The organism is Pseudomonas sp. OST1909, from assembly GCF_015277575.1.
GTDB classification, from domain to species: Bacteria; Pseudomonadota; Gammaproteobacteria; order Pseudomonadales; family Pseudomonadaceae; genus Aquipseudomonas; species Aquipseudomonas synxantha_A.
Map to the genome: position 1 here is coordinate 4,173,995 of NZ_CP063780.1, position 23,792 is coordinate 4,197,786.

Below are 23,792 nucleotides of genomic sequence, written 5' to 3' on the forward strand. Positions count from 1 at the left end.
CTCTTGATCAACGGGCGGTGAGGGCCCTGATCATAGGATGCTCTTGAGCGCGGGTATAGCCTGGCACATCAGTAAAGCACCCGCGATAGAGCAAACAAGTTGGACAGACACGACCATTGGTCAATAGCAGGCAACCGCCAGGTAGCTAGACTGTCCATTGAGAAGACTGTGTGTGCCCCCAGTGGGCGAAAGGAGGCCCGAATGAGCCTTGCAACGACAATTTTTCTGTTGATCTGTGGCTGGTTGGCAGTGGCCGCGGCCATGTTGTGGGGGGTCATGCGCGTGACTCGCCGGCATCATCACCCCCACGTCAAACCTGCCGCGCCCGCCAAGCCTCCCAAGGCGACGGCTCATCACGCCTAGCCAGGCATGCAATTGAAGTCTTGGGTGGCGGCGATTTCCTTGCCGTGACCGTCCTTGAGGGATGCGCGCACGGTGGTGCCCAGGCTCGACTCTTCCAGTGTGTAATGCTCACCCGCCTTGAAGTGTTTGTATTCCACCCGGCCCTGGCAGTCTTGCTGGTTGTCGTCGCCGGGTTCGTCTTCAAACAAGGTCACGTCCAGCCGATGGTCACCGGGGCTGACTTCAAAGTAGCGCCCGTCATCGACGCGTTTACCGTCAACCCGCTCGGCCATCAGGTCATTTGGCGCTTCCTCTTTCAGGCCGATCCAGGCTTGGCTCGGGTCAGCCTTGGGCAGCGGGCCGGCGCAGGCCGAGAGCAACACAACAACGCTCAGCATAGGTATCAACAACAGGGTTTTCAGTGACATGGCAGGGCTCCAAAGAACATCAAAAAAAGACGTATCCGATGGATGCCAAGCTTGAAGAGCCCGCGTTTGCGGAACAAATGAATACAAATGAAACGATCTTCAGCCATTACCTAAATCTTCCTTCACCTGGCTGAAAGGTGCGTGTTAGGTGGGTCGGGCAAGACTGCCGGGGTTTGCAATCCTGCTCTTCTCGGAGACTCACGCATGCTCGGGCTGGTAAAGACCGCACTGCAAAAGCCGTACACGTTTATCGTGTTGGCTATATTCATCTGCATCATCGGGCCCATGGCGGCCCTGCGTACGCCCACTGATGTGTTTCCCGATATCGGCATACCCGTGGTCGCGGTGGTCTGGCAGTACAACGGCCTGTCCCCGGACGCCATGGCCGGCCGGGTGATCTACACCTATGAACGCTCCTTGAGCACCACCGTCAACGATATCGAACATATCGAATCGCAATCATTGCCCGGCATGGGCATCGTCAAGATCTTCTTCCAGCCCGGCGTCGATATCCGCACCGCCAACGCCCAGGTCACGGCGGTGTCGCAAACCGTGCTCAAGCAGATGCCACCTGGCATCACACCGCCGCTGATCCTCAACTACAGCGCCTCCACGGTACCGATCCTGCAGATGGCCTTCTCCAGCCCGAGCCTTTCGGAAGCCAGGATCCGCGACCTGGTGCAGAACAATATCCGCCTGCCCCTGAGCGCGCTGCCCGGCCTGGCCATGCCCACGCCGATGGGCGGCAAGCAGCGTCAGATCACCCTCGACCTCGACCCCCAGGCCCTGGCTGCCAAGGGCTTGTCGGCCCAGGACGTCGGCAATGCCCTGGCCTTGCAGAACCAGATCATCCCGGTAGGCACCGCCAAGCTGGGCTCCAACGAATACACGATCCTGCTCAACAACAGCCCCAAGGCCATCGATGAACTCAATGACCTGCCGATCAAGACAGTCGACGGCGCAATCATCACCATCGGCCAGGTCGCCCATGTGCGCGACGGTTCGCCGCCGCAAACCAACATCGTGCGCGTCGACGGCCATCGCGCGGTGCTGATGCCGGCGTTGAAGAACGGCAGCATCTCTACCCTGTCGATCATCGACGGCATCCGCCAGATGCTGCCACGCATCAACGAAACCCTGCCGCCTTCACTGAAAACCTCGCTGCTGGGTGATGCCTCGGTGTTCGTCAAGCAATCGGTGGGCAGCGTAGCCCAGGAAGGCATCATCGCCGCGCTGCTCACCAGTGCGATGATCCTGTTGTTTCTCGGCAGTTGGCGCTCGACCTTGATCATCGCCGCATCGATTCCGCTGGCAGTGCTCTCGGCCATCGCGCTGCTGGCGGTCAGCGGGCAAACCCTCAACGTGATGACTCTCGGCGGGCTGGCGTTGGCGGTGGGGATTCTGGTGGACGACGCCACAGTGACCATCGAAAACATCAACTGGCACCTGGAACAAGGCAAGGCGGTGAACACTGCGATCCTCGACGGTGCCGCGCAAATCGTCGGCCCGGCGTTTGTCTCGCTGCTGTGCATCTGCATCGTGTTTGTGCCGATGTTTTTGCTGCAAGGCATCGCCGGTTATCTGTTCCGGCCAATGGCGCTGGCGGTGATCTTTGCCATGGCCAGTTCGTTCATTCTCTCGCGCACCCTGGTGCCGACGCTGGCGATGTTCCTGCTCAAGCCGCATACGCCGGAGCAAGGCGTGGGGCATCATCCCGAAGATCAATTCATCAACCATCATGAGGGTGAGCAACACGCGAAACCGCGCAATGCGCTGCTGCAATCGGTGCTGAATTTCCAACAGGGCTTTGAGCGTCACTTCTCCAATATCCGAGACACTTACCATGGCTTGCTGACGTTGGCGCTGGGGGCGCGCAAGCGCTTCATTGTCGGCTTCCTGGCCTGCGTAATCGCCTCATTCGCGTTGCTGCCAAGCCTGGGCCAGGACTTTTTCCCGGCCACCGATGCCGGTGCCCTCGCGCTGCATGTGCGCTTGCCGCTGGGCACGCGAATCGAGGAAAGCGCCGCTGCGTTCGATCACATCGAAGCACGCATTCGCGAGGTCATCCCCGCCGACGAACTCGACACCATCGTCGACAATATCGGCATCCCGCTCAGCGGTATCGACATGGCCTACAGCAGCAGCGGCACCATCGGCCCTCAGGATGGCGATATCCAGGTCACCCTGAATAAGCACCACGCACCCACCGCCGACTACGTGAAAAAACTGCGTGAAGCCTTGCCGCAAAGTTTCCCCGGCAGCCACTTTGCGTTCCTGCCGGCAGACATCAGCAGCCAGATTCTCAACTTCGGCGCGCCGGCCCCTCTGGATGTGAAAATCTCCGGGCGCAGCGATGCAGAAAACCGCGCTTACGCCGTAGAACTCGAACGTCGCTTGCAACACGTACCAGGCATTGCCGACCTGCGTATCCAGCAGTCCACCGGTTACCCCTCCTTGCAGGTCGATGTCGACCGCCTGCGCGCCAACGGTTTGGGCATTACCGAAAAAGACGTCACCAACAGCATGGTCGCCTCCCTGGCCGGCAGCTCCCAGGTGGCACCGACCTTCTGGCTCAACCCGGCCAATGGCGTGTCCTATTCCATCGTCGCCGCCACCCCGCAGTACCGTCTCGACAGCCTGCCATCACTGGAGGCCCTACCGGTGACCGGTGCCGATGGCCAATCGCAAATCCTCGGGGGCGTGGCGACCATCTCCCGCGTACAAAGCCCGGCGGTGGTCACCCACTACAACATCGAACCGACCCTGGACCTGTATGCCAACGTACAAGGTCGCGACCTGGGCGGCGTGGCCCGTGATGTGCAAAAAGTGCTGGACGACACTGCATCCATGCGTCCCAAAGGCGCGACCATCAGCCTGCACGGGCAAATCGATGCGCTGCATGAGGCGTTCAGTGGTTTGAGCTTCGGACTGCTCGGCGCAGTGGTGCTGATCTACTTGCTGATCGTGGTCAACTTTCAGTCCTGGGCCGACCCCTTTGTGATCATCACGGCGTTACCGGCCGCACTGGCGGGGATCGTGTGGATGCTGTTCCTCAGCGGCACCTCGTTATCGGTCCCGGCGCTCACCGGCGCAATCCTGTGCATGGGCGTGGCCACCGCCAACTCGATCCTGGTGGTGAGCTTCTGCCGTGAACGCCTGGCCGAACATGGCGACGCGTTGAAAGCTGCCATGGAAGCCGGTTACACGCGCTTTCGCCCAGTGTGCATGACCGCCTTGGCAATGATCATCGGCATGTTGCCCCTGGCGCTGTCCGAGGAGCAAAACGCGCCGCTGGGTCGCGCCGTTATCGGCGGTTTGATCTTCGCCACCATCGCCACTCTGTTGTTTGTACCCGTGGTCTTCAGCCTGGTCCACGGCCGTCACCCTACTCGCGCAATTGCTGGAGAAACGCCCCATGTCGTCTGATCACAAACCCTCGCGCAAGCGTCTGATGCTGATGGGTGTCGGCGGCCTGACCCTCGCTGCCCTGCTGGTCGCCAGCGGCTTGCACGCCCGCACGCTGCACGAGCGATCTGTCGCTGCCTGGACCGAAACGGCGGCCATTCCCCAAGTGATGGTGTTGCAACCCCAACAGAACACTGCCGGCGATACGCTGCGCTTGCCGGCGCACCTGGAAGCCTGGAGCACAGCGCCGATCCATGCGCGGGTCAGCGGCTATCTGAAAGACTGGAAAGTGGATATGGGCACGCAGGTCAAGGCCGGGCAAATCCTCGCCGAAATCGACAGCCCTGACCTCGACCAGCAACTGGCGCAGACTCACGCACGGCTGATTCAGGAACAGGCCAATGCACGTCTGGCAGCCACCACTGCCACGCGCTGGCAACACCTGTTGGCGAGCCATTCAGTGTCGCGTCAGGAAGCCGATGAAAAAACCTCGAACGCCGCCGCGACCACAGCCAATGCCGAGGCTGCCGCAGCGGACTACGCTCGCTTGTCAGCATTGGAGGGCTACAAAACCCTGCGTGCGCCATTCGCTGGCACCATCACTGCGCGGCATACCGATATCGGTCAGTTGATCAAAGCCGATACCGACAGCGATCTGGCGCTGTTCACCCTGGCCGACACCCACCAACTGCGCCTGTATGTGCCGGTGCCGCAGAACTACGCGGCAGTGATCCATCCGGGCCTGGAAGCCGAGTTGACGGTGCCTGAGCACCCAGGCGAACACTTCAAGGCGCGCCTGATCGGTGACTCCACCGCCATCGACCGCCGCTCCGGCACCCTGCTCGCCCAGTTCGTCGTCGACAACCCCAGCGGTGAATTGCTACCGGGCGACTACGCCGAAGCCAGCCTGCCGATTCCGGCCGATACTCACGGCGTGAGCATCCCGGCCAGCGCCTTGATCTTCCGCGCCCAGGGTACGCAAGTGGCGGTGTTGGATGGGCAGAATCATGTGCACCTGCAAGACATCCACATCGGTCTGGACCTGGGCGAGCGCCTGGTGATCGACCAGGGTTTGAACGCCACCGACCGCATCATCGACAACCCGCCCGATGCCTTGCGCGAAGGCGACCCGGTGCAACTGGCCGACGCCGCCGGAGGTGCCCATGCGCCCAAGGCTTAAACCGCTCGCGGCGCTGATACTGCTGGGGTTGCAGGGTTGCTCGATGGCACCGACCTATACCGCGCCGTCGATTGACCTGCCCGCCCACTACCGCGAACAGACCAGCGACGGCCCATGGCACAGCGCGCAACCGTCCGATCAGTTGGTGACCCAGTGGTGGCAACTCTATAACGATCCAACGTTGGACAAGCTGCAGCAGCAATTGCTCAACAGCAACCCGGACCTGGCTGCGGCACTGGCGCACTTCGATGCCTCCCAGGCGTATGCCAGCCAGTTGCACGCCGGGCTGTTCCCGCAAATCAGCGCCAGCGCACAGCCGCAGCGCCAACGGCAATCGGACGCGAGACCGTTGCGCGGCACAACGCAGCCGTCGGTGTACAACAGCAACATTGCCGGGTTTTCGTTGAGCTACGACCTGGACCTGTGGGGCAAGATCCGCAATCAGGTCGCGGCCGGTGACGCTCAGGCGCAAGCGTCCGGCGATGACTTGGCGGTGGCGCGCCTGAGCCTGCAACAGCAGTTGACGACGTTATATGTGCAACTCAATGGCCTGGATGCACAGAGCCGAATACTCGACAGCTCGCTGGAGGATTTCAGCCAGGCGCTGCAACTGACGCGCAGTCGCTACGAAGGCCAGATTGCCTCGGAACTGGACCTGACCCGCGCGCAAAATCAACTGGCCGAGGCCAAGGCGCAGCGGGATGAGGTGCGTGGGCAACGCAACCTGACCGAGCATGCAATCGGCGAGTTGGTGGGCGTGGCGGCCAGTGACTTTTCATTGCCGCCCAGCCCGCAGTTGATGGCCTTGCCAAGGATTCCATCGCAGTTGCCAAGCCACTTGCTGCAACGTCGCCCGGACATCGCCGCGGCTGAACGCCGGGTGTTTGCGGCCAACGCAAATATCGGCGTAGCCAAGGCGGCGTGGTATCCGGATTTCAGCCTGACCGGGTTGATAGGCGGGCAGACGCAAGGCGTCGGTAATCTGCTGTCAGCTGGCAATCGCTATTGGGCGTTGGGGCCGTTGGTGAACCTGCCGATCTTTGATGGCGGGCGGTTGAGTGCCAATGAACGCCAGGCCAAGGCCGAGTTTGAAGAGGCGTCGGCGCAATACCGTAGCCATGTGTTGCAAGCCGTACGAGAGGTAGAGGACAACCTGGGGCAACTGAGGGACTTGCAGCAGCAAGCCCAGGATGAACAGGCGGCGGCGCAGGCGGCGCAACATACCCAGGCGTTGGCGATGAACAGCTATCAGGCGGGGGCGGTGAGTTATCTGGATGTGGTCACCGCACAAACGGCGGCGCTACAGGCGCAGCGCACATTGCAGGCCGTACAGACGCGGCAGCTGGTGGCAAGTGTGGGGCTTTTGACCGCCCTCGGCGGTGGCTGGCAACCTGGCGCCTGACGTCAATACCGCAATCGGGAGCAAGCCCCCTCCCACATTTTCAACCGCTGGCGATGGCGGCCGAGGCTGCCACCATGGCGCGCAACAACACCGCACACCCCGCCGCCAGATCATCCGGCGCGGCATTTTCGATTTCGTTATGGCTGATGCCACCTTCACACGGTACGAAGATCATCCCCGCCGGGCCAAGCTCGGCGACGAAGATTGCGTCGTGCCCTGCCCCGCTGACAATGTCCATATTCGACAGCCCCAAGCCATTGGCCGCATCGCGCACGGCATCGACGCAACCTTTGTCGAAGTACAGCGGCGGGAAGTCGGCGGTGGGTTCCATCTCGTAACTCAGCCCGTGTTTGGCACAGGTGTCTTCAATCACCTGGCGCACCTGGGCAATCATCGAGTCCAGTCGTGCTGGCTCTAAATGACGGAAATCCAGGGTCATGCGTACCTCCCCCGGAATCACGTTGCGCGATCCTGGATACGCTTGCAGGCAACCCACCGTGCCACAGGCGTGCGGCTGATGCTCCAGCGCCGCCGCATTCACCGCCGCCACCACCACCGCCGCGCCCACCAGGGCATCCTTGCGCAGGTGCATCGGCGTCGGGCCGGCGTGGGCTTCGACACCGCGCAGTTTGAGGTCGAACCACTTTTGCCCGAGGGCGCCGAGTACCACGCCGATGATTTTCTTTTCATCCTCAAGAATCGGCCCTTGCTCGATGTGCGCCTCGAAATAGGCGCCAACCTTATGCCCGCTCTCGGGGCGCGTCCCGGCATAGCCGATGGCATTCAACGCATCGCCGACGCTGACGCCGTCCGCATCGACCTTGGCCAGGGTATCGGCCAGGCTGAACTTTTCGGCGAACACGCCGGAGCCCATCATGCAGGGTGGAAACCGCGAGCCTTCCTCGTTGGTCCACACCACCACTTCCAACGGCGCCTCGGTTTCAATCTTGAGATCGTTAAGGGTGCGCAACACTTCCACCCCCGCCAGTACACCGAAGCAACCGTCGAACTTGCCGCCGGTAGGCTGGGTATCGATATGGCTGCCGGTCATCACCGGCGGCAGGTCCGCGTTGCGCCCTGGACGGCGGGCGAAGATATTGCCGATACCGTCGATGCTCACGGTACAGCCGGCCTCTTCGCACCACTGCACGAAGAGATCGCGGGCCTTGCGGTCAAGGTCGGTAAGGGCCAGGCGACACACCCCGCCCTTGGGGGTGGCGCCGAGCCTGGCCAGGTCCATCAGCGACTGCCACAGGCGGTCGCGGTTGATGTGCTGATGGGTCGATTGCAGAACGTCGAGGGCAGCGTTCATGGGGATCTCCTCAGGCTGTATTTCTTATGATTGGAACAGGTGGCACGCGATCCAATGTGAGAGGGGACTTGCTCCCGACAGCAGTGGCCGAGTCGATATATGCATGACTGATACACCGCCATCGGGGGCAAGCCCCTCCCACATTGACCGCGTTCACAAGGATGATTTGGCTACGGCCGGGTTGATACCGCGCTTGGCATTGAGCCCGTAATACAACACCCCGCCCAACGCCGAACCGGTAAACCAGCCATAGCTGTAAAACCAACTGAACGCATCGCTGCCCAGCGACAACAGGGTCAGCACCACCGGCACGCCAAAGGCGATGAAACCACTCCAGTTCCACGCCGGGTACACGTCATCACGGTAAAGTCCTGCCAGGTCCAGTTGCTGTTTGCGGGTGATGAAGTAGTCCACCACCATGATCCCGGCAATCGGGCCCAGCAGGCTCGAATAGCCGAGCAACCAATTGGAGTAGACGGTCTCCAGGCTGACATCGGAAACGATCAACCCAAGCTTTTTCAGCAGCTCATGGGCCATCAGCGCCAGCCCTACCAGCCCGGTCAGGATCACCGCGGTGGTGCGGTTGATCAGCTTGGGCGCGATGTTCTGGAAGTCGTTGGTGGGCGAAACGATGTTCGCCGCGGTGTTGGTGGACAAGGTGGCGACGATGATCAGCGCCATCGCCACTGCCACCCACACCGGGCTCTGGATATGGCCGATCAGGGTCACCGGGTCGGAGACGCTGACGCCCACCAGTTTGACCGAGGCGGCGGTCATGATCACGCCGAGGGCGGCGAACAGGAACATGGTCAGCGGCAGGCCGAAGATCTGCCCGAGAATCTGGTCTTTCTGGCTCTTGGCGTAGCGGCTGAAGTCGGGAATGTTCAGCGACAAGGTGGCCCAGAAGCCTACCATCGCGGTCAGACCCGCCATGAAATAGCCGGTGAGGCTTGCGCCTTCAGGGCGTTTGGGTGGGATCGCCATCAGCTCGCTGAGGGACACATTCGGCATCGCCCACACCAGCAGGCCGATACCTACCGCCACCAACAACGGCGCCGACAGGGTTTCCAGGCGCTTGATCGACTCGGCACCGCGCAACACCACCCACAGGTTCAGGCACCAGAAAATCATGAAGCCAATCACTTCACCAGTACCACCCAGCGACTTCCAACCCTCGAAAATCGAACCGAGAAACAGGTGAATCGCCAACCCGCCAAACATCGTCTGGATACCAAACCAGCCGCAGGCCACCAACGCGCGAATCAGGCACGGCACGTTGGAACCGAGAATGCCGAATGACGAGCGCAACAGCACCGGAAACGGGATGCCGTACTTGGTGCCGGGAAACGCGTTGAGCGTCAGCGGGATCAACACCACGATATTGGCCAGCAGGATCGCTATCAGCGCCTCGCCCACCGACAAGCCGAAATACGCGGTGAGTACCCCGCCCAGGGTGTAGGTCGGCACGCAAATCGACATGCCGACCCACAATGCGGTGATGTGCCATTTGTTCCAGGTGCGCTCATGCACCTTGGTGGGTGCCATGTCATGGTTGTAGCGAGGGCTGTCGAGGACGTCGGGGCCGGCGTCGAGTTCGTACAGGCCGTTGCGCTCGATGACTTGCGATCTGTTCTGTTGCATGGCCGCTCCACGGTTTTTTTTAAATTATTTTTGCTCACCTGCACGCTGTGTACAGGAGGCCGGAGTACCGCATAAACAACATGACATCTCGGGCCCCGACCAATTGCCTTTGCACTCAATTACCGTGCCGACAACGGCTGCTGAACCCGCACCACTTATATAACGTGCTGATGTTTATCAGCTTTCCGAGTGAGCCTGGGTTACTTGCCGCGCTATTGGGGCCAGCCATTGCGCAAGTTGCCAGAACCGTCAGGTCTCAATCTGGTGCAACACAATTATTTTTATTTTTCAGTGCCGTCAAGAGGCATATCTCAAGCGTCTGATTTGCAATAAGAAATGTTGCTCAAAAACAGAAGCTGTCAAGTGCGTCAAAATGGTGAGCGATCGCTACATTTTGGTGATTTTGTTATTTTTATCTTTTAATTCAGTAACTTAATTTAATTATAAGCTTAAGAAAAATCTTCTTGCCCAATCGAAAAACTCGGGCTAGTTTCTATTCCTGTCACCGATGACAGGAATTAACCCTCCATCGACCGGCAGTATTACAACACTTAGAACTGGCATAAGCCGGTCAAGCCTGTGAGGAACTCGACATGTCGCTGTTGATCCGTGGCGCAACCGTTATTACCCATGATGAAAGTTACCGCGCCGATGTGTTATGCGCAGGCGGTCTAATTCGGGCCATTGGCACCGATCTGGATATTCCCGCCGGCACTGAAATACTCGATGGCAGCGGCCAATACTTGATGCCGGGCGGCATCGATCCCCACACCCATATGCAACTGCCCTTCATGGGCACCGTGGCCAGCGAAGACTTTTTCAGTGGTACGGCCGCGGGCCTGGCCGGTGGTACCACGTCGATCATCGACTTTGTGATTCCCAACCCGCAGCAATCCTTGATGGAAGCCTTCCACCAGTGGCGCGGCTGGGCAGAAAAGTCCGCATCCGACTATGGCTTCCATGTAGCGATCACCTGGTGGAGCGAGCAGGTACGCGAGGAAATGGCCGAACTGGTCAGCCATCACGGCATCAACAGCTTCAAGCATTTCATGGCTTACAAGAACGCAATCATGGCTGCCGACGATACCTTGGTAGCCAGCTTCGAACGCTGCCTGGAGCTGGGCGCGGTGCCTACCGTTCATGCGGAAAACGGCGAGCTGGTGTATCACCTGCAACGCAAGCTGATGGCCCAGGGCATCACCGGACCGGAAGCCCATCCGCTGTCGCGCCCGTCCCAGGTGGAAGGCGAAGCGGCCAGCCGCGCAATACGAATTGCCGAGACCATCGGCACGCCGCTGTACCTGGTGCATGTGTCGACCAAAGAGGCGCTGGATGAAATCACCTACGCTCGGGGCAAGGGCCAGGCGGTGTACGGTGAAGTACTCGCCGGCCACTTGCTGCTGGACGACAGCGTCTACCAGCACCCGGATTGGCAGACCGCCGCCGGCTATGTCATGAGCCCGCCGTTCCGTCCGCGCGGGCATCAGGAGGCCCTGTGGCACGGCCTGCAATCGGGCAACCTGCACACCACCGCGACTGACCACTGCTGCTTCTGCGCCGAGCAAAAAGCCGCCGGGCGTGACGACTTCAGCAAGATCCCCAACGGCACCGCCGGTATCGAAGACCGCATGGCGCTGCTGTGGCACGAAGGCGTCAACACGGGGCGCCTGTCGATGCAGGCGTTCGTTGCGCTGACCTCCACCAACACGGCGAAAATCTTCAACCTCTACCCCCGTAAAGGCGCGATTCGCGTCGGTGCGGATGCCGACCTGGTGCTCTGGGACCCTGAAGGCACACGAACCATTTCGGCCAAGACTCACCACCAGCAGGTCGACTTCAACATCTTCGAAGGCAAGACCGTGCGCGGCGTGCCGAGCCACACCATCAGCCAGGGCAAGCTGGTCTGGGCCGATGGCGACCTGCGCGCAGAACGGGGTGCCGGGCGCTATGTGGAGCGGCCGGCGTATCCGTCGGTGTTCGAGCAGTTGAGCAAACGGGCAGCGCTTTCCAAGCCAGTGGCTGTGAACCGCTGAACCCGCTATCGGGGGCAGCACAGGCAACACAAGAACCAATGCCCATCAGAGGCAGCACCTCAATAACCGTGAGGCCAATACCGTGATCCAGACCCTGACCCACCTTCCCCATCCCCGCGACGACGCGGCCACCCTCGCCAGCCAGTTCAGCGACCTGGCACCGCCGCTCAACGCCCGGCAAGCGCATCTGGAAGCCTCGCGCTGCCTGTACTGTTACGACGCGCCGTGCGTGAACGCATGCCCCAGCGAGATCGACATCCCGTCGTTCATCCGCAATATCCACACCGAGAACGTGCAAGGCGCTGCGCAGAAAATCCTCTCGGCCAACATCCTCGGCGGCAGTTGCGCTCGGGTTTGCCCCACGGAGATCCTGTGCCAGCAAGCCTGCGTGCGTAACAACGCCGAAGAATGCGCGCCGGTGCTGATCGGTTTGTTACAACGCTACGCCATCGACAACGCGCACTTCAGCGAACACCCGTTCCAGCGCGCCGCGCCCACCGGTAAGCGCATCGCCGTGGTCGGCGCCGGGCCGGCGGGGTTGGCCTGCGCCCACCGCGCCGCGTTGCACGGCCATGACGTGGTGGTTTTCGAAGCGCAGGAGAAAGCAGGCGGCCTGAATGAATATGGGATCGCCAAGTACAAGCTGGTGGATGATTTTGCTCAGAAAGAACTGGATTTCCTTCTGCAAATCGGCGGCATTGAAATCCGCCACGGCCAGCGCCTGGGCGAAAACCTGACCTTGAGCGAACTGCACCAGCAATTCGATTCGGTGTTCCTCGGCCTCGGCCTGGCGACCAGCAAACAGCTCGGCCTGGCCCACGAAGACGCCCCCGGCCTGCTCGCCGCCACCGAGTACATCCGCGAGCTGCGCCAGGCCGATGACCTCACCCAACTGCCCCTGGCCGACCGCTGCATCGTGCTCGGCGCAGGCAATACCGCCATCGACATGGCCGTGCAAATGGCTCGCCTCGGTGCCCGCGAGGTAAACCTTGTGTACCGCCGTGGCCTGGCGGACATGGGCGCGACCCAACACGAACAAGACATTGCCAAGGCCAATCAAGTGCGGCTGCTGACCTGGGCCCAACCCGACGAAGTGTTGCTCGACGACCAGGGCCGCGTACGCGGTATGCGCCTGGCCCGCACCCACCTGGAAAATGGTCGCTTGCTACCGACGGGGGAAACCTTCGAACTGGCCGCCGATGCGATCTTCAAGGCCATCGGCCAAGGCTTTGACAACGACGCACTGCACGACCCGCTGGCCCAGCAACTGCACCGCGTGGGCGAGCGCATCTTTGTCGATGAACAGCTGCGTACCAGTATCCCCGGCGTGTATGCCGGCGGCGATTGCGTCAGCCTTGGCCAGGACCTCACCGTGCAGGCCGTGCAACACGGCAAGCTGGCCGCCGAGGCCATGCACGCCCAACTCATGCTGAATGTGGAGGCTGCGTAATGGCCGATCTCTCGATTGTATTCGCCGGTATCAAAGCCCCCAATCCGTTCTGGCTGGCCTCCGCGCCGCCCACCGACAAAGCCTACAACGTGGTCCGTGCGTTCGAAGCCGGCTGGGGTGGCGTGGTGTGGAAAACCCTGGGCGAAGACCCGGCGGCGGTGAACGTGTCGTCACGCTACTCGGCGCATTTCGGGGCGAATCGTGAAGTGCTGGGCATCAACAATATCGAACTGATCACCGACCGCTCCCTGGAGATCAACCTGCGGGAAATCACCCAGGTGAAAAAGGACTGGCCTGACCGTGCACTGATCGTATCGCTGATGGTGCCATGTGTTGAGGAGTCCTGGAAAAACATCCTGCCCCTGGTGGAGGCGACCGGCTGCGACGGCATCGAGTTGAATTTCGGCTGCCCCCACGGGATGCCCGAACGTGGCATGGGCGCAGCGGTCGGCCAGGTGCCGGAGTATGTGGAACAGGTGACGCGCTGGTGCAAGACATATTGCTCGCTGCCGGTGATCGTCAAGCTCACGCCCAACATCACCGACATACGCGTGGCGGCGCGGGCAGCGTCTCGCGGCGGCGCGGACGCGGTGTCGTTGATCAACACCATCAATTCCATCACCAGCGTGGATCTGGAGCGCATGGTCGCCCTGCCGGTGGTCGGCACCCAGAGTACCCACGGCGGTTACTGCGGTTCGGCGGTCAAGCCGATTGCCCTGAACATGGTCGCCGAAATCGCCCGTGACCCGCAGACCCAGGGCCTGCCGATCTGCGGCATCGGCGGTATCGGCAACTGGCGCGATGCAGCGGAATTCGTCGCCCTGGGCTGTGGCGCAGTGCAGGTGTGCACGGCGGCGATGCTGCATGGCTTCAGGATTGTGGACGAGATGAAGGACGGGCTGTCGCGGTGGATGGACAGCCAGGGTTACACCAGCCTGCAGGACTTTTCCGGGCGGGCCGTGGGTAACACCACGGATTGGAAGTACCTGGATATCAACTACCAGGTGATCGCCAAGATCGATCAGGCGGCGTGTATCGGTTGTGGGCGTTGTCACATTGCCTGTGAGGACACTTCACACCAGGCGATCGCCAGTTTGAAACAGGCGGACGGCACGCATAAGTATGAAGTGATTGATGATGAGTGCGTGGGCTGCAACTTGTGCCAGATCACCTGCCCGGTGGCGGACTGCATCGAGATGGTGCCGATGGACACCGGCAAGCCATTTTTGAATTGGACGCAGGATCCGCGTAATCCGTATCGGGAAGCTGTGTAGCCTTTAGACCGCTATCGCAGGCAAGCCAGCTACCACAGTTGACCGCATTTTGTCTGAAGGAATGCAGTCGAATGTGGGAGCTGGCTTGCCTGCGATGGGCATGGGTATCTACACAACTTCTGGTATGGCGCTGTCCCTGTGGGAGGGGCGGTGCGACGATTCGACTTGCTCCCAATGGCGGCCTTAGGACCGACCAGGATGTTGGATCAGATCGAGTACATATCCGTTATTTAGGTAACGGCCACTATTGGTTCCGCTCTTACAGCGGCTCACTTTTGAAAAGCGCAAAAGTAAGCAAAACGCTCTTGCCCCACCACTCGGCACCTCGCCCAGGCTCGGTGTGCCCGTAATCCGACAGGGATTTGGGGGGCCGCCGCCACGCGCCATCCATGGCGCGGGGCGGCGGCCCCCCAAATCCCTGTCGGATTCCGGCCAGCGTGGTTTAACGGGGCGCCTAAGATCAAAAGCAGATCAAGAGCAGATCAAGAGCGGCTCACTTCGCATCGTGGTTACTGGTGACTGCTACGAAGTTGTGTAGATCCCCATGCTGCGATGGGCCCCTCAGCCTCACCACAGGGCTCAAGGCTCCAACCCGATCCCCCGCAAGATCACACTGGTCACCGTCTGAATCGCCTTTTCGAACTGCATATCCGACAACGGCTGGTGATCATTCAAAATCTTCACCTGGTGATCAAAGTCGGCATAGTGCTGGGTCGAGGCCCAGATCATGTAGAGCAGGCTCGACGGTTCCACCGGCAGGATACGTTTGTCTTGCACCCACTGGCGAATCTTCGCTTCCTTCATCTTGGCCCAGTCGTACAGGCTTTCATCCAGGGCCTCACCGAGCGTGGGCGCGCCGTGGATGATTTCATTGGCCCAGACCTTTGAGCCATACGGCCGCGTACGCGAGCGCTGCATCTTGGCGCGGATGTAGCTGCTGAGCACCACCCGCGGATCATCGAAGGTTTCGAAGCTCAGGGCATCCTGCTTCCACAGCTCCAGCAGGTCGAACAGCACCGCGCTGTACAGCTCGCTCTTGGTGGTGAAGTAATAATGCAGGTTGGAACGCGGCAGTTGCACCTCTTCGGCGATGTCGGCCATGGCGGTGCTGCCGTAGCCTTTTTCAGCGAAGACTTTTTCCGCCGCCAGCAGGATTTTCTCGACGTTGACCCGACGGATTCCGATCTTGTGATTGCCCATAAGGGCTCCCTGACAACAACACGGGTTAAAGACTACCACCAGCTCTAGATCGGGGCGACAGGCCAAGCCGAAACTTCGTACACTGCCCGCTCCTACCCATTGATTGGTATTGAACAATGTTGATCAAGAAAGCCCTGACCACCCTCGCCCTGCTCACCTCCCTGCTGGGCGCCTCGGCGGCATTTGCCCATGCCCACCTCAAGAGCGCAGAACCTGCGGCCAACAGCAACGTCGCCGCACCGAAAGACCTGCGCCTGACCTTCACCGAAGGCGTCGAAGCCACCTTCACCAAGGTGTCCCTGAGCAAGGACGGCACTGAAATCGCCATCAAGGGCCTGGAAACCCCGGACGCGGACAAGAAAGTCCTGGTCGTGACCCCTGCCGCCCCGCTCGCGAGCGGCAATTACAAAGTGGTGTGGAATGCGGTGTCGGTCGACACCCATAAGAGCAGCGGTGAATACAGCTTCAAGGTCGGCCAGTAACCCATGGCAACCCTGCTGGTGCTGTGCCGTTTCCTGCATTTTATCGTTGTGCTGCTGATGTTCGGGGCTTGCGTGCTCCGGCCCTGGCTGCTCGGCGCCCAGGTACAACCGGCTCTGGACCGGCAACTGCTATGCATCACCCGTGGCCTGGCCTGGCTGGGGCTTGGCTCCGGCGTGGCGTGGTTACTGCTGATCACCGCCAGCATGGCCGGCAGTTGGGACGCGGCGCTGCAACCGGCCACCGTGCAATTGGTGCTGGGCAAGACCTTTTTCGGCCAGGTATGGTCCTGGCATCTGCTGCTGAATGTTCTGCTGGTGATCGTGCTGATCAAACCCTGGCCAGCCTTGCGTTTGCCATTGATCACCCTGCTGCTGGCGACCCTGGCGCCGGTGGGCCATGGCGCCATGCTCGACGGGCTGAGTGGGCAATTGCTGATCCTCAACCAAGTGGTGCATCTGCTGTGCGTGGGGACCTGGCTGGGTGGGTTGCTGGTGCTGGTGCTGATCCTCAGGCACGCGCAAGAGCACCGGCTGGAGCCGATTTTGCGGCGCTTCAGCGGCGTGGGTTACGGCCTCGTCGCCGGCTTGCTGGTAACCGGTTTGATCAATGTGCGCGTGCTCACCGGGCAACTCTGGCCCACGCCACTGTTCAATGGGTTTGCCTTGATCCTGCTGATCAAGGTGGGGTTGGTGGTGGGGATGCTGGGCTTGGCGTTGTTGAACCGGTTGCGTATCGAACGCTGCGAACAGCGCTTGGGCAGTTTGAAAGCCAGTGTGATGATGGAATGGCTGCTGGGGGTCTGCGCAGTAGCCGCCGTTTCACTGCTTGGCACCCTGCCTCCGATGGTCTTGGCAGGATAAAAAACCAGGTTTAACTCAGTCAAATGTGGGAGGGGGCTTGCTCCCGATAGCGGTGTATCTGTCAGATCATCTGTGACTGACACACTGCTATCGGGAGCAAGCCCCCTCCCACATTGCCCCGTGCCCGCTTTAGATCAACGCACACCTAGTCATCGTATAACTTCTGCTTGACACACCCCGAAAACCCCGCAAATATCCCGCTCAATGTTGTACGACGACGTATAACAAATAATAAAAACAACAAAAGAAAGGGAGCCTCACTGTGAGTCAATTCGTCCGCAATTGCTCTGCACCCCTGGGCCTTATCAGCCTCGCCAGCCTGGCCGTCACCCTGCCCCTGTGCGTTCAAGCCGAAGGTTTTATCGACGACGCCAAGGCCACGCTCAACCTGCGCAACGCCTACTTCAACCGCAACTTCACCAACCCCGGCAACCCTCAGGGGAAAGCCGAAGAGTGGACGCAGAACTTCATTCTCGACGCCAAATCCGGCTTTACCCAAGGCACTGTCGGGTTCGGGATTGATGTATTGGGCCTGTATTCGCAAAAGCTCGATGGCGGCAAAGGCACTGCCGGCACTCAACTGCTGCCGGTGCATGACGATGGCCGCCCTGCCGACAATTTCGGACGTCTTGGGGTCGCGCTGAAAACCAGGCTGTCCAAGACCGAGCTCAAAGTTGGCGAGTGGATGCCGGTGCTGCCGATCCTGCGTTCCGATGATGGCCGCTCTCTGCCCCAGACCTTTCGCGGCGGCCAGGTCACCTCCAATGAGATCGCCGGTCTGACCCTCTACGGCGGCCAGTTTCGCGGCAACAGCCCACGCAACGACGCGAGCATGGAAAACATGTTCATGAACGGCAAAGCTGCGTTCACCTCGGACCGCTTCAACTTCGGCGGGGGCGAATATACCTTCAACGACAAGCGCACCCAAGTCGGCCTGTGGTACGCCGAACTCACTGATATCTACCAGCAACAGTATCTGAACCTCACCCACAGCCAGCCGGTGGGTGACTGGACCCTGGGCGCCAACCTTGGCTTCTTCAACGGCAAGGAAGACGGCAGCGCCTTGGCCGGCGACCTCGACAACAAGACCGTGTTCGCCCTGCTCTCGGCCAAATACAACGGCCACACCTTCTACGTCGGCCTGCAAAAACTCACCGGCGACAGTGTATGGATGCGCATCAACGGCACCAGCGGCGGCACGCTGGCCAACGACAGCTATAACGCCAGCTACGACAACGCCAGGGAAAAATCCTGGCAGGTACGCCATGACTTCAACTTTGTCGTACTCGGCGTGCCAGGGCTGACCCTGATGAACCGCTATATCAGCGGCAGTAACGTGCACACCGCAGCGATCACCGATGGCAAGGAATGGGGGCGTGAGTCGGAACTGGCGTATACGGTGCAAAGTGGTGCACTGAAAAACCTCAATGTGAAGTGGCGCAATTCGACAATGCGGCGCGACTTCAGCAATAACGAGTTTGATGAAAACCGGATTTTTATCAGCTATCCGATTTCGTTGTTGTAAGTTCCAGGGTCGAACTCGATCTCAAAGGTGCCAGCTCCCACCTTTGATCTCATGCGCCTGGAAGGACGTTGACAACACCAAGAATCCCTAACACTATTTCCATATAGTCATACGACAACCTACAACAAAAATTGGAATGCTCATGACCATCACGACGCCCGCTCCCTTCAACCGTCTGTTGCTCACCGGCGCCGCCGGTGGCCTCGGTAAAGTTTTGCGCGAACGTATGCGCCCTTACGCCAAGGTCCTGCGCCTGTCGGATATCGCCGACATGGCCCCCGCCATCGATGCCCGCGAAGAAGTGCAAACCTGCGACCTGTCCGACAAGCAAGCGGTGCACCAATTGGTAGAAGGCGTCGACGCCATCCTGCATTTTGGTGGCGTATCGGTAGAGCGCTCGTTCGAAGAAGTGCTCGGCGCCAATATCAGCGGCATCTTCCATATCTATGAAGCCGCACGTCGCCATGGCGTAAAGCGTGTGATCTTCGCCAGCTCCAACCATGTGATCGGTTTCTATAAGCAGGGTGAACAACTCGACGCCCACTCCCCACGCCGCCCGGACAGCTACTACGGCCTGTCCAAGTCCTACGGCGAAGACATGGCCAGTTTCTACTTTGATCGTTATGGCATCCAGACGGTGAGCATCCGCATCGGCTCCTCGTTCCCGCAGCCGCAGAACCGCCGGATGATGCACACGTGGCTGAGCTTCGACGACCTGACCCAACTGCTCGAGCGCGCGCTGTACACACCCGATGTCGGCCATACCGTGGTCTACGGCATGTCGGCCAACCTCGACACCTGGTGGGACAACCGCTACGCCGCACACCTGGGCTTTGCGCCCAAGGACAGCTCCGAAGTGTTCCGCGCCCAGGTCGAGGCCCAGCCGCCGGTCGCAGATGATGACCCGGCAAGGATTTATCAGGGCGGCGCGTTCTGCGCGGCAGGCCCATTCGGTGACTGAGTACACAGCAACCCAAAGGAATGAGTGGCCATGACTGCAGAATTGATTGTCGATGCCCGCAACGCCGTGGGGGAATGCCCGATATGGGTGCCTGAAGAAAACGCCCTCTATTGGGTGGACATCCCCAACGGTGGCTTGCACCGTTGGGACGCCTCTACCGGGCACCTGCGTGCCTGGCAAGCCCCGCAGATGCTCGCCTGCATCGCACCTACCCAAGCGGGCAACTGGGTGGCAGGCATGGAAACCGGCTTCTTTGAACTGACCCCGCACAACGACGGCAGCCTCGACACTACGCTCTTGGCCGGTGTCGAACACCCGCGGCCGGACATGCGCTTGAACGACGGCCGCTGTGATCGCCAAGGCCGTTTCTGGGCCGGCAGCATGGTGCTGAACATGGGGTTGAACGCCGCTGAGGGCAGCCTTTATCGCTATGCGTCTGGCACGGCGCCCCATGCGCAGCTCGATGGTTTCATCACCCTCAACGGTCTGGCCTTCAGCCCCGATGGCCGCACAATGTATGCCTCTGATTCACACCCGCTAGTGCAGCAGATCTGGGCATTCGACTACGACATCGACACCGGTGCGCCGTCCAACCGCCGAGTGTTTGTGGACATGCATGACTTTCTCGGCAGGCCCGATGGTGCAGCTGTCGACGCGGATGGCTGCTACTGGATCTGCGCCAACGATGCCGGCCTGGTCCACCGTTTCACCCCCGACGGTCGCCTCGACCAGTCCCTCACCGTACCGGTAAAAAAACCCACCATGTGCGCCTTCGGCGGCAGTCGCCTGGACACCCTGTACGTCACCTCCATTCGTGACGATCAGCGTGACAGTTCGCTGTCCGGCGGCGTGTTTGCCCTCAACCCCGGCGTCAAGGGATTGCCCGAACCCCAGTTCATCCTCTAGCTGCATCGCTGTGCCTTGAATACAACAATAACAAGACAGGAATCACCGCCCATGGACTTCAAACGCATCTTGCTCGCTGCCACACTCGTGGCCCTCAGCAGCGCCGCCCACGCGCTGGAAATCAAGTTTGCCGATATCCACCCCGCTGGCTACCCCACCGTGGTCGCCGAAGAAAACATGGGCAAGGCCCTGACCCAGCAAAGCAAAGGCGAATTGACCTTCAAGTACTTCCCGGGCGGTGTGCTCGGCTCCGAGAAGGAAGTCGTCGAACAGGCCCAGGTCGGCGCCGTGCAAATGACCCGCGTCAGCCTTGGCATCGTCGGCCCGGTGGTGCCGGACGTGAATGTGTTCAACCTGCCGTTCGTGTTCCGCGACCAGGCGCATATGCGCAAAGTGATTGACGGCGAAATCGGCGATGAGATCCTCGCCAAGATCACCGATTCCGAGTTCGGCCTGGTCGCCCTCGCCTGGATGGACGGCGGCACGCGCAACCTCTACACCAAGAAACCAGTGCGCAAGATCGAAGACCTCAAGGGCATGAAGATTCGCGTGCAAGGCAACCCGATCTTCATCGAAGCCTTCAATGCAATGGGCGCCAACGGCATCGCCATGGACACCGGCGAGATCTTCAGCGCCTTGCAGACCGGGGTGATCGACGGCGCAGAAAACAACCCCCCGACGCTTCTGGAACACAACCACTTCCAGAACGCCAAGTACTACACCCTCACCGAACACCTGATCCTGCCCGAGCCCATCGTGATGTCGAAAATCACCTGGAACAAGCTCAGCGCCGCACAGCAGGACATGGTCAAGGAAGCCGCCAAGGCCGCCCAGGCTGACGAGCGTTTGTTGTGGGATGCCAAGTCGGCCAGCAGTGAAGAAAAACTCAAAAAGGCCGGGGTCGAGTTCATCAGCGTCGATAAAAAGCCCTTCTATGACGCCACCGCGCAGGTTCGCGCGAAGTACGGTGCGCCTTACGCCGACATCATCAAGCGTATCGACGCCGTTCAGTAACGCCCTCCTCCCTGACAAGGCCCGGCGCGGTCGGTATCCACGCGCCCGGTCACGGTGAACGCCATGAAGAATCTACTGCTGCGCATCAACGACCGTATCTACATGACCTGCATCTGGGTCGCCGGCCTCTCGGTCCTGGGGGTCGCGCTGATCATTCCCTGGGGCATCTTCGCCCGCTATATTCTCGGCACCGGCTCCAGTTGGCCGGAACCCTCTGCGATCCTGCTGATGCTGGTGTTCACCTTTATCGGCGCGGCTGCCAGCTACCGCGCCGGGGCGCATATGTCGGTGGCGATGATCACTGATCGCCTGCCTGATGCTCAGCGCCGCGTTGTCGGCATCGTCTCGCAACTGTTGATGGCGACCATCTGCCTGTTCATGACCATTTGGGGCGCCAAGCTGTGCCTGTCCACCTGGAACCAGTTCATGAGCGCCATCCCTACCCTGCGCGTGGGCATCACCTATATGCCGATCCCGATTGGCGGCTTGCTGACCCTGATATTCGTGCTGGAAAAACTTCTGCTGGGCGACCAGAGCCACCGGCGCGTAGTGCGTTTTGACCTGGTTGAAGAAAGCGAAGGGGCTGCCTGATATGGACGCATTGATTCTGCTGGGCAGCTTTATCGCCTTGATCCTGATCGGTATGCCGGTGGCCTACGCCCTGGGCTTGTCGGCGCTGATCGGCGCGTGGTGGATCGACATTCCGTTCCAGGCCCTGATGATCCAGGTAGCGGGCGGGGTGAACAAGTTTTCACTGATGGCGATTCCATTCTTCGTATTGGCCGGAGCGATCATGGCCGAGGGCGGCATGTCGCGGCGGTTGGTGGCGTTTGCCGGGGTGCTGGTGGGCTTTGTGCGCGGCGGGCTGTCGCTGGTCAACATCATGGCGTCGACGTTTTTCGGTGCGATCTCAGGCTCGTCGGTGGCCGATACCGCGTCGGTCGGTTCGGTGCTGATCCCGGAGATGGAACGCCGCGGTTATCCCCGCGAGTTCGCCACCGCGGTCACCGTCAGCGGCTCGGTGCAGGCATTGCTGACGCCCCCGAGTCACAACTCGGTGCTCTACTCCCTGGCGGCTGGCGGCACCGTCTCCATCGCCTCGCTGTTCATGGCCGGCGTGGTGCCGGGCCTGCTGATGAGCGCGTGTTTGATGGTGCTGTGCCTGATATTCGCGAAAAAGCGCAACTACCCCAAGGGCGAAGTCATCCCGCTCAAGCAGGCGCTGAAAATCTGTGCTGATGCACTCTGGGGCCTGATGGCCATGGTGATCATCCTCGGCGGCATCTTGTCGGGCATCTTCACCGCCACCGAGTCGGCGGCCATCGCGGTGCTGTGGGCGTTTTTCGTGACCATGTTCATCTACCGTGACTACAAATGGCGCGAGCTGCCCAAGCTGATGCATCGCACGGTACGCACTATTTCCATCGTGATGATCCTCATCGCCTTCGCCGCCAGCTTCGGCTACATCATGACCCTGATGCAGATCCCGGCGAAGATCACCACGCTGTTCCTGACCCTGTCGGACAACCGCTACGTGATCCTGATGTGCATCAACGTCATGCTGCTGTTGCTCGGCACGGTGATGGACATGGCACCGCTGATCCTGATCCTTACGCCGATCCTGTTGCCGGTGATCCTCGGTATCGGCGTCGACCCGGTGCACTTTGGCATGATCATGCTGGTCAACCTCGGCATCGGCTTGATCACGCCTCCGGTGGGCGCGGTGTTGTTCGTCGGCGCGGCGGTGGGCAAGGTAAGCATCGAGAAAACCGTTAAGGCGCTGCTGCCGTTTTATGCGGTGCTGTTTCTGGTGCTGATGGCCGTGACCTACATTCCGGCACTGTCGTTGTGGTTGCCGAGCGTGGTGCTGTAAACCCAATCGTCAGAACACAGGTGAGCAAATGTGAGAGGGGGTTTGCTCACCTGACGGCCTCATAATCGACAGGCGTCTACGTGACACACCTCGGTCAAATGTGGGAGGGGGCTTGCTTCCGATGGCGGCCTCAGGGCCGACCAGGATGTTGGATCAGACCGAGTACATATCCGTTGTTTGGGTAACGGCCGCTATTGGTTCCGCTTTTACAGCGGGTCACTTTGGAAAAGAGCCCCAAAGTAACCAAAGGGCTCTTGCCCCACCACTCGGCACCTCGCTTAGGCTCGGTGTGCCCGTAATCCGCCAGGGATTTGGGGGGCCGCCGCCACGCGCCATCCATGGCGCGGGGCGGCTAAACCGGCATCCCTGCCGGTTTACCCCCCAAATCCCTGTCGAATTCCGGCCAGCGTGGTTTAACGGGGCGCCTAAGATCAAGATCAAAAGCAGATCAAGATCAAGAGCGGCTCGCTGCGCATCGTGGTTACTGTTGGCGAATGCAAAGT

General features: G+C 60.5%; 19 protein-coding genes. 15 read left to right on the forward strand and 4 right to left on the reverse strand.

Going from position 1 to position 23,792, the window contains the following annotated elements:
- The first annotated feature begins 201 nt into the window (after positions 1–201).
- On the forward strand, positions 202–363 hold the full coding sequence (locus tag IH404_RS17995; protein ID WP_005789305.1) for a hypothetical protein: 162 nt from the start codon (positions 202–204) through the stop codon (positions 361–363).
- Here IH404_RS17995 and IH404_RS18000 read toward each other — a convergent pair.
- Positions 360–770, reverse strand: a complete 411-nt coding sequence (locus tag IH404_RS18000) for a hypothetical protein (RefSeq protein WP_005789306.1) — start codon at positions 768–770, stop codon at positions 360–362. The genes IH404_RS17995 and IH404_RS18000 overlap by 4 nt on opposite strands.
- Before the next feature lie 204 nt (positions 771–974).
- Here IH404_RS18000 and IH404_RS18005 point away from each other — a divergent pair, with 204 nt between their 5' ends.
- The 3 genes from IH404_RS18005 to IH404_RS18015 are packed head-to-tail and all read left to right on the forward strand — an operon-like array spanning position 975 to position 6,757.
- The gene (locus IH404_RS18005; protein ID WP_194438633.1) at positions 975–4,196 is read left to right on the forward strand and encodes an efflux RND transporter permease subunit; all 3,222 of its coding nucleotides are present in this window, start codon (positions 975–977) and stop codon (positions 4,194–4,196) included.
- Positions 4,186–5,355 (forward strand): efflux RND transporter periplasmic adaptor subunit, encoded by a 1,170-nt coding sequence (locus IH404_RS18010; RefSeq protein WP_194438635.1) that lies wholly within the window; start codon positions 4,186–4,188, stop codon positions 5,353–5,355. The genes IH404_RS18005 and IH404_RS18010 overlap by 11 nt, the downstream gene beginning before the upstream one ends.
- Positions 5,339–6,757, forward strand: a complete 1,419-nt coding sequence (locus IH404_RS18015) for an efflux transporter outer membrane subunit (protein ID WP_194438637.1) — start codon at positions 5,339–5,341, stop codon at positions 6,755–6,757. Before IH404_RS18010 ends, IH404_RS18015 begins: the two co-directional genes overlap by 17 nt.
- 40 nt (positions 6,758–6,797) lie before the next feature.
- Here the strand turns inward: IH404_RS18015 and IH404_RS18020 are convergent, their stop codons facing one another.
- A complete protein-coding gene (locus tag IH404_RS18020; RefSeq protein ID WP_005789312.1) occupies positions 6,798–8,069 on the reverse strand; it encodes a Zn-dependent hydrolase in 1,272 nt (423 codons plus the stop codon).
- Between the two features lie 153 nt (positions 8,070–8,222).
- Positions 8,223–9,710 (reverse strand): NCS1 family nucleobase:cation symporter-1, encoded by a 1,488-nt coding sequence (locus IH404_RS18025; protein ID WP_005789314.1) that lies wholly within the window; start codon positions 9,708–9,710, stop codon positions 8,223–8,225.
- A gap of 593 nt (positions 9,711–10,303) precedes the next feature.
- Between IH404_RS18025 and hydA the strand changes: the two genes are divergently transcribed.
- The 3 genes from hydA (at position 10,304) to preA (ending at position 14,467) form a co-directional block, all read left to right on the forward strand.
- Positions 10,304–11,743, forward strand: a complete 1,440-nt coding sequence (gene hydA, locus IH404_RS18030) for a dihydropyrimidinase (protein WP_005789316.1) — start codon at positions 10,304–10,306, stop codon at positions 11,741–11,743.
- Between the two features lie 82 nt (positions 11,744–11,825).
- Positions 11,826–13,193, forward strand: coding sequence for an NAD(P)-dependent oxidoreductase (locus tag IH404_RS18035; RefSeq protein ID WP_194438640.1), 1,368 nt, complete (start codon positions 11,826–11,828; stop codon positions 13,191–13,193).
- The gene (preA, locus tag IH404_RS18040) at positions 13,193–14,467 is read left to right on the forward strand and encodes an NAD-dependent dihydropyrimidine dehydrogenase subunit PreA (RefSeq protein ID WP_005789319.1); all 1,275 of its coding nucleotides are present in this window, start codon (positions 13,193–13,195) and stop codon (positions 14,465–14,467) included. The genes IH404_RS18035 and preA overlap by 1 nt, the downstream gene beginning before the upstream one ends.
- Positions 14,468–15,046: 579 nt before the next feature.
- On the opposite strand, the gene IH404_RS18045 is transcribed toward preA, so the two are convergent.
- Entirely contained in the window at positions 15,047–15,667 is a 621-nt protein-coding gene (locus tag IH404_RS18045) for a TetR/AcrR family transcriptional regulator (protein ID WP_005789320.1), read from the reverse strand.
- Between the two features lie 116 nt (positions 15,668–15,783).
- Here IH404_RS18045 and copC point away from each other — a divergent pair, with 116 nt between their 5' ends.
- The 8 genes from copC to IH404_RS18085 all read left to right on the forward strand — a co-directional run bounded on the left by copC (position 15,784) and on the right by IH404_RS18085 (position 23,289).
- On the forward strand, positions 15,784–16,149 hold the full coding sequence (gene copC, locus IH404_RS18050) for a copper homeostasis periplasmic binding protein CopC (RefSeq protein WP_005789321.1): 366 nt from the start codon (positions 15,784–15,786) through the stop codon (positions 16,147–16,149).
- 3 nt (positions 16,150–16,152) lie between these two features.
- Positions 16,153–17,010 (forward strand): copper homeostasis membrane protein CopD, encoded by an 858-nt coding sequence (gene copD / locus IH404_RS18055; RefSeq protein ID WP_005789323.1) that lies wholly within the window; start codon positions 16,153–16,155, stop codon positions 17,008–17,010.
- A gap of 262 nt (positions 17,011–17,272) precedes the next feature.
- Complete coding sequence (locus IH404_RS18060; RefSeq protein WP_005789324.1) at positions 17,273–18,535, forward strand: OprD family porin; 1,263 nt, start codon at positions 17,273–17,275, stop codon at positions 18,533–18,535.
- Positions 18,536–18,677: 142 nt separating this feature from the next.
- Complete coding sequence (locus tag IH404_RS18065) at positions 18,678–19,496, forward strand: NAD(P)-dependent oxidoreductase (RefSeq protein WP_005789325.1); 819 nt, start codon at positions 18,678–18,680, stop codon at positions 19,494–19,496.
- A 30-nt stretch (positions 19,497–19,526) separates the two neighbouring features.
- Complete coding sequence (locus IH404_RS18070) at positions 19,527–20,402, forward strand: SMP-30/gluconolactonase/LRE family protein (protein ID WP_194438642.1); 876 nt, start codon at positions 19,527–19,529, stop codon at positions 20,400–20,402.
- Positions 20,403–20,453: 51 nt separating this feature from the next.
- Positions 20,454–21,416, forward strand: coding sequence for a TRAP transporter substrate-binding protein (locus IH404_RS18075; protein ID WP_194438644.1), 963 nt, complete (start codon positions 20,454–20,456; stop codon positions 21,414–21,416).
- Between the two features lie 63 nt (positions 21,417–21,479).
- Positions 21,480–22,007 carry a TRAP transporter small permease gene (locus IH404_RS18080; RefSeq protein ID WP_005789330.1) on the forward strand — a complete coding sequence of 176 codons (528 nt, stop codon included), beginning with the start codon at positions 21,480–21,482 and terminating at the stop codon, positions 22,005–22,007.
- 1 nt (position 22,008) lies between these two features.
- The gene (locus tag IH404_RS18085) at positions 22,009–23,289 is read left to right on the forward strand and encodes a TRAP transporter large permease (RefSeq protein ID WP_005789331.1); all 1,281 of its coding nucleotides are present in this window, start codon (positions 22,009–22,011) and stop codon (positions 23,287–23,289) included.
- Positions 23,290–23,792: the final 503 nt, after the last annotated feature.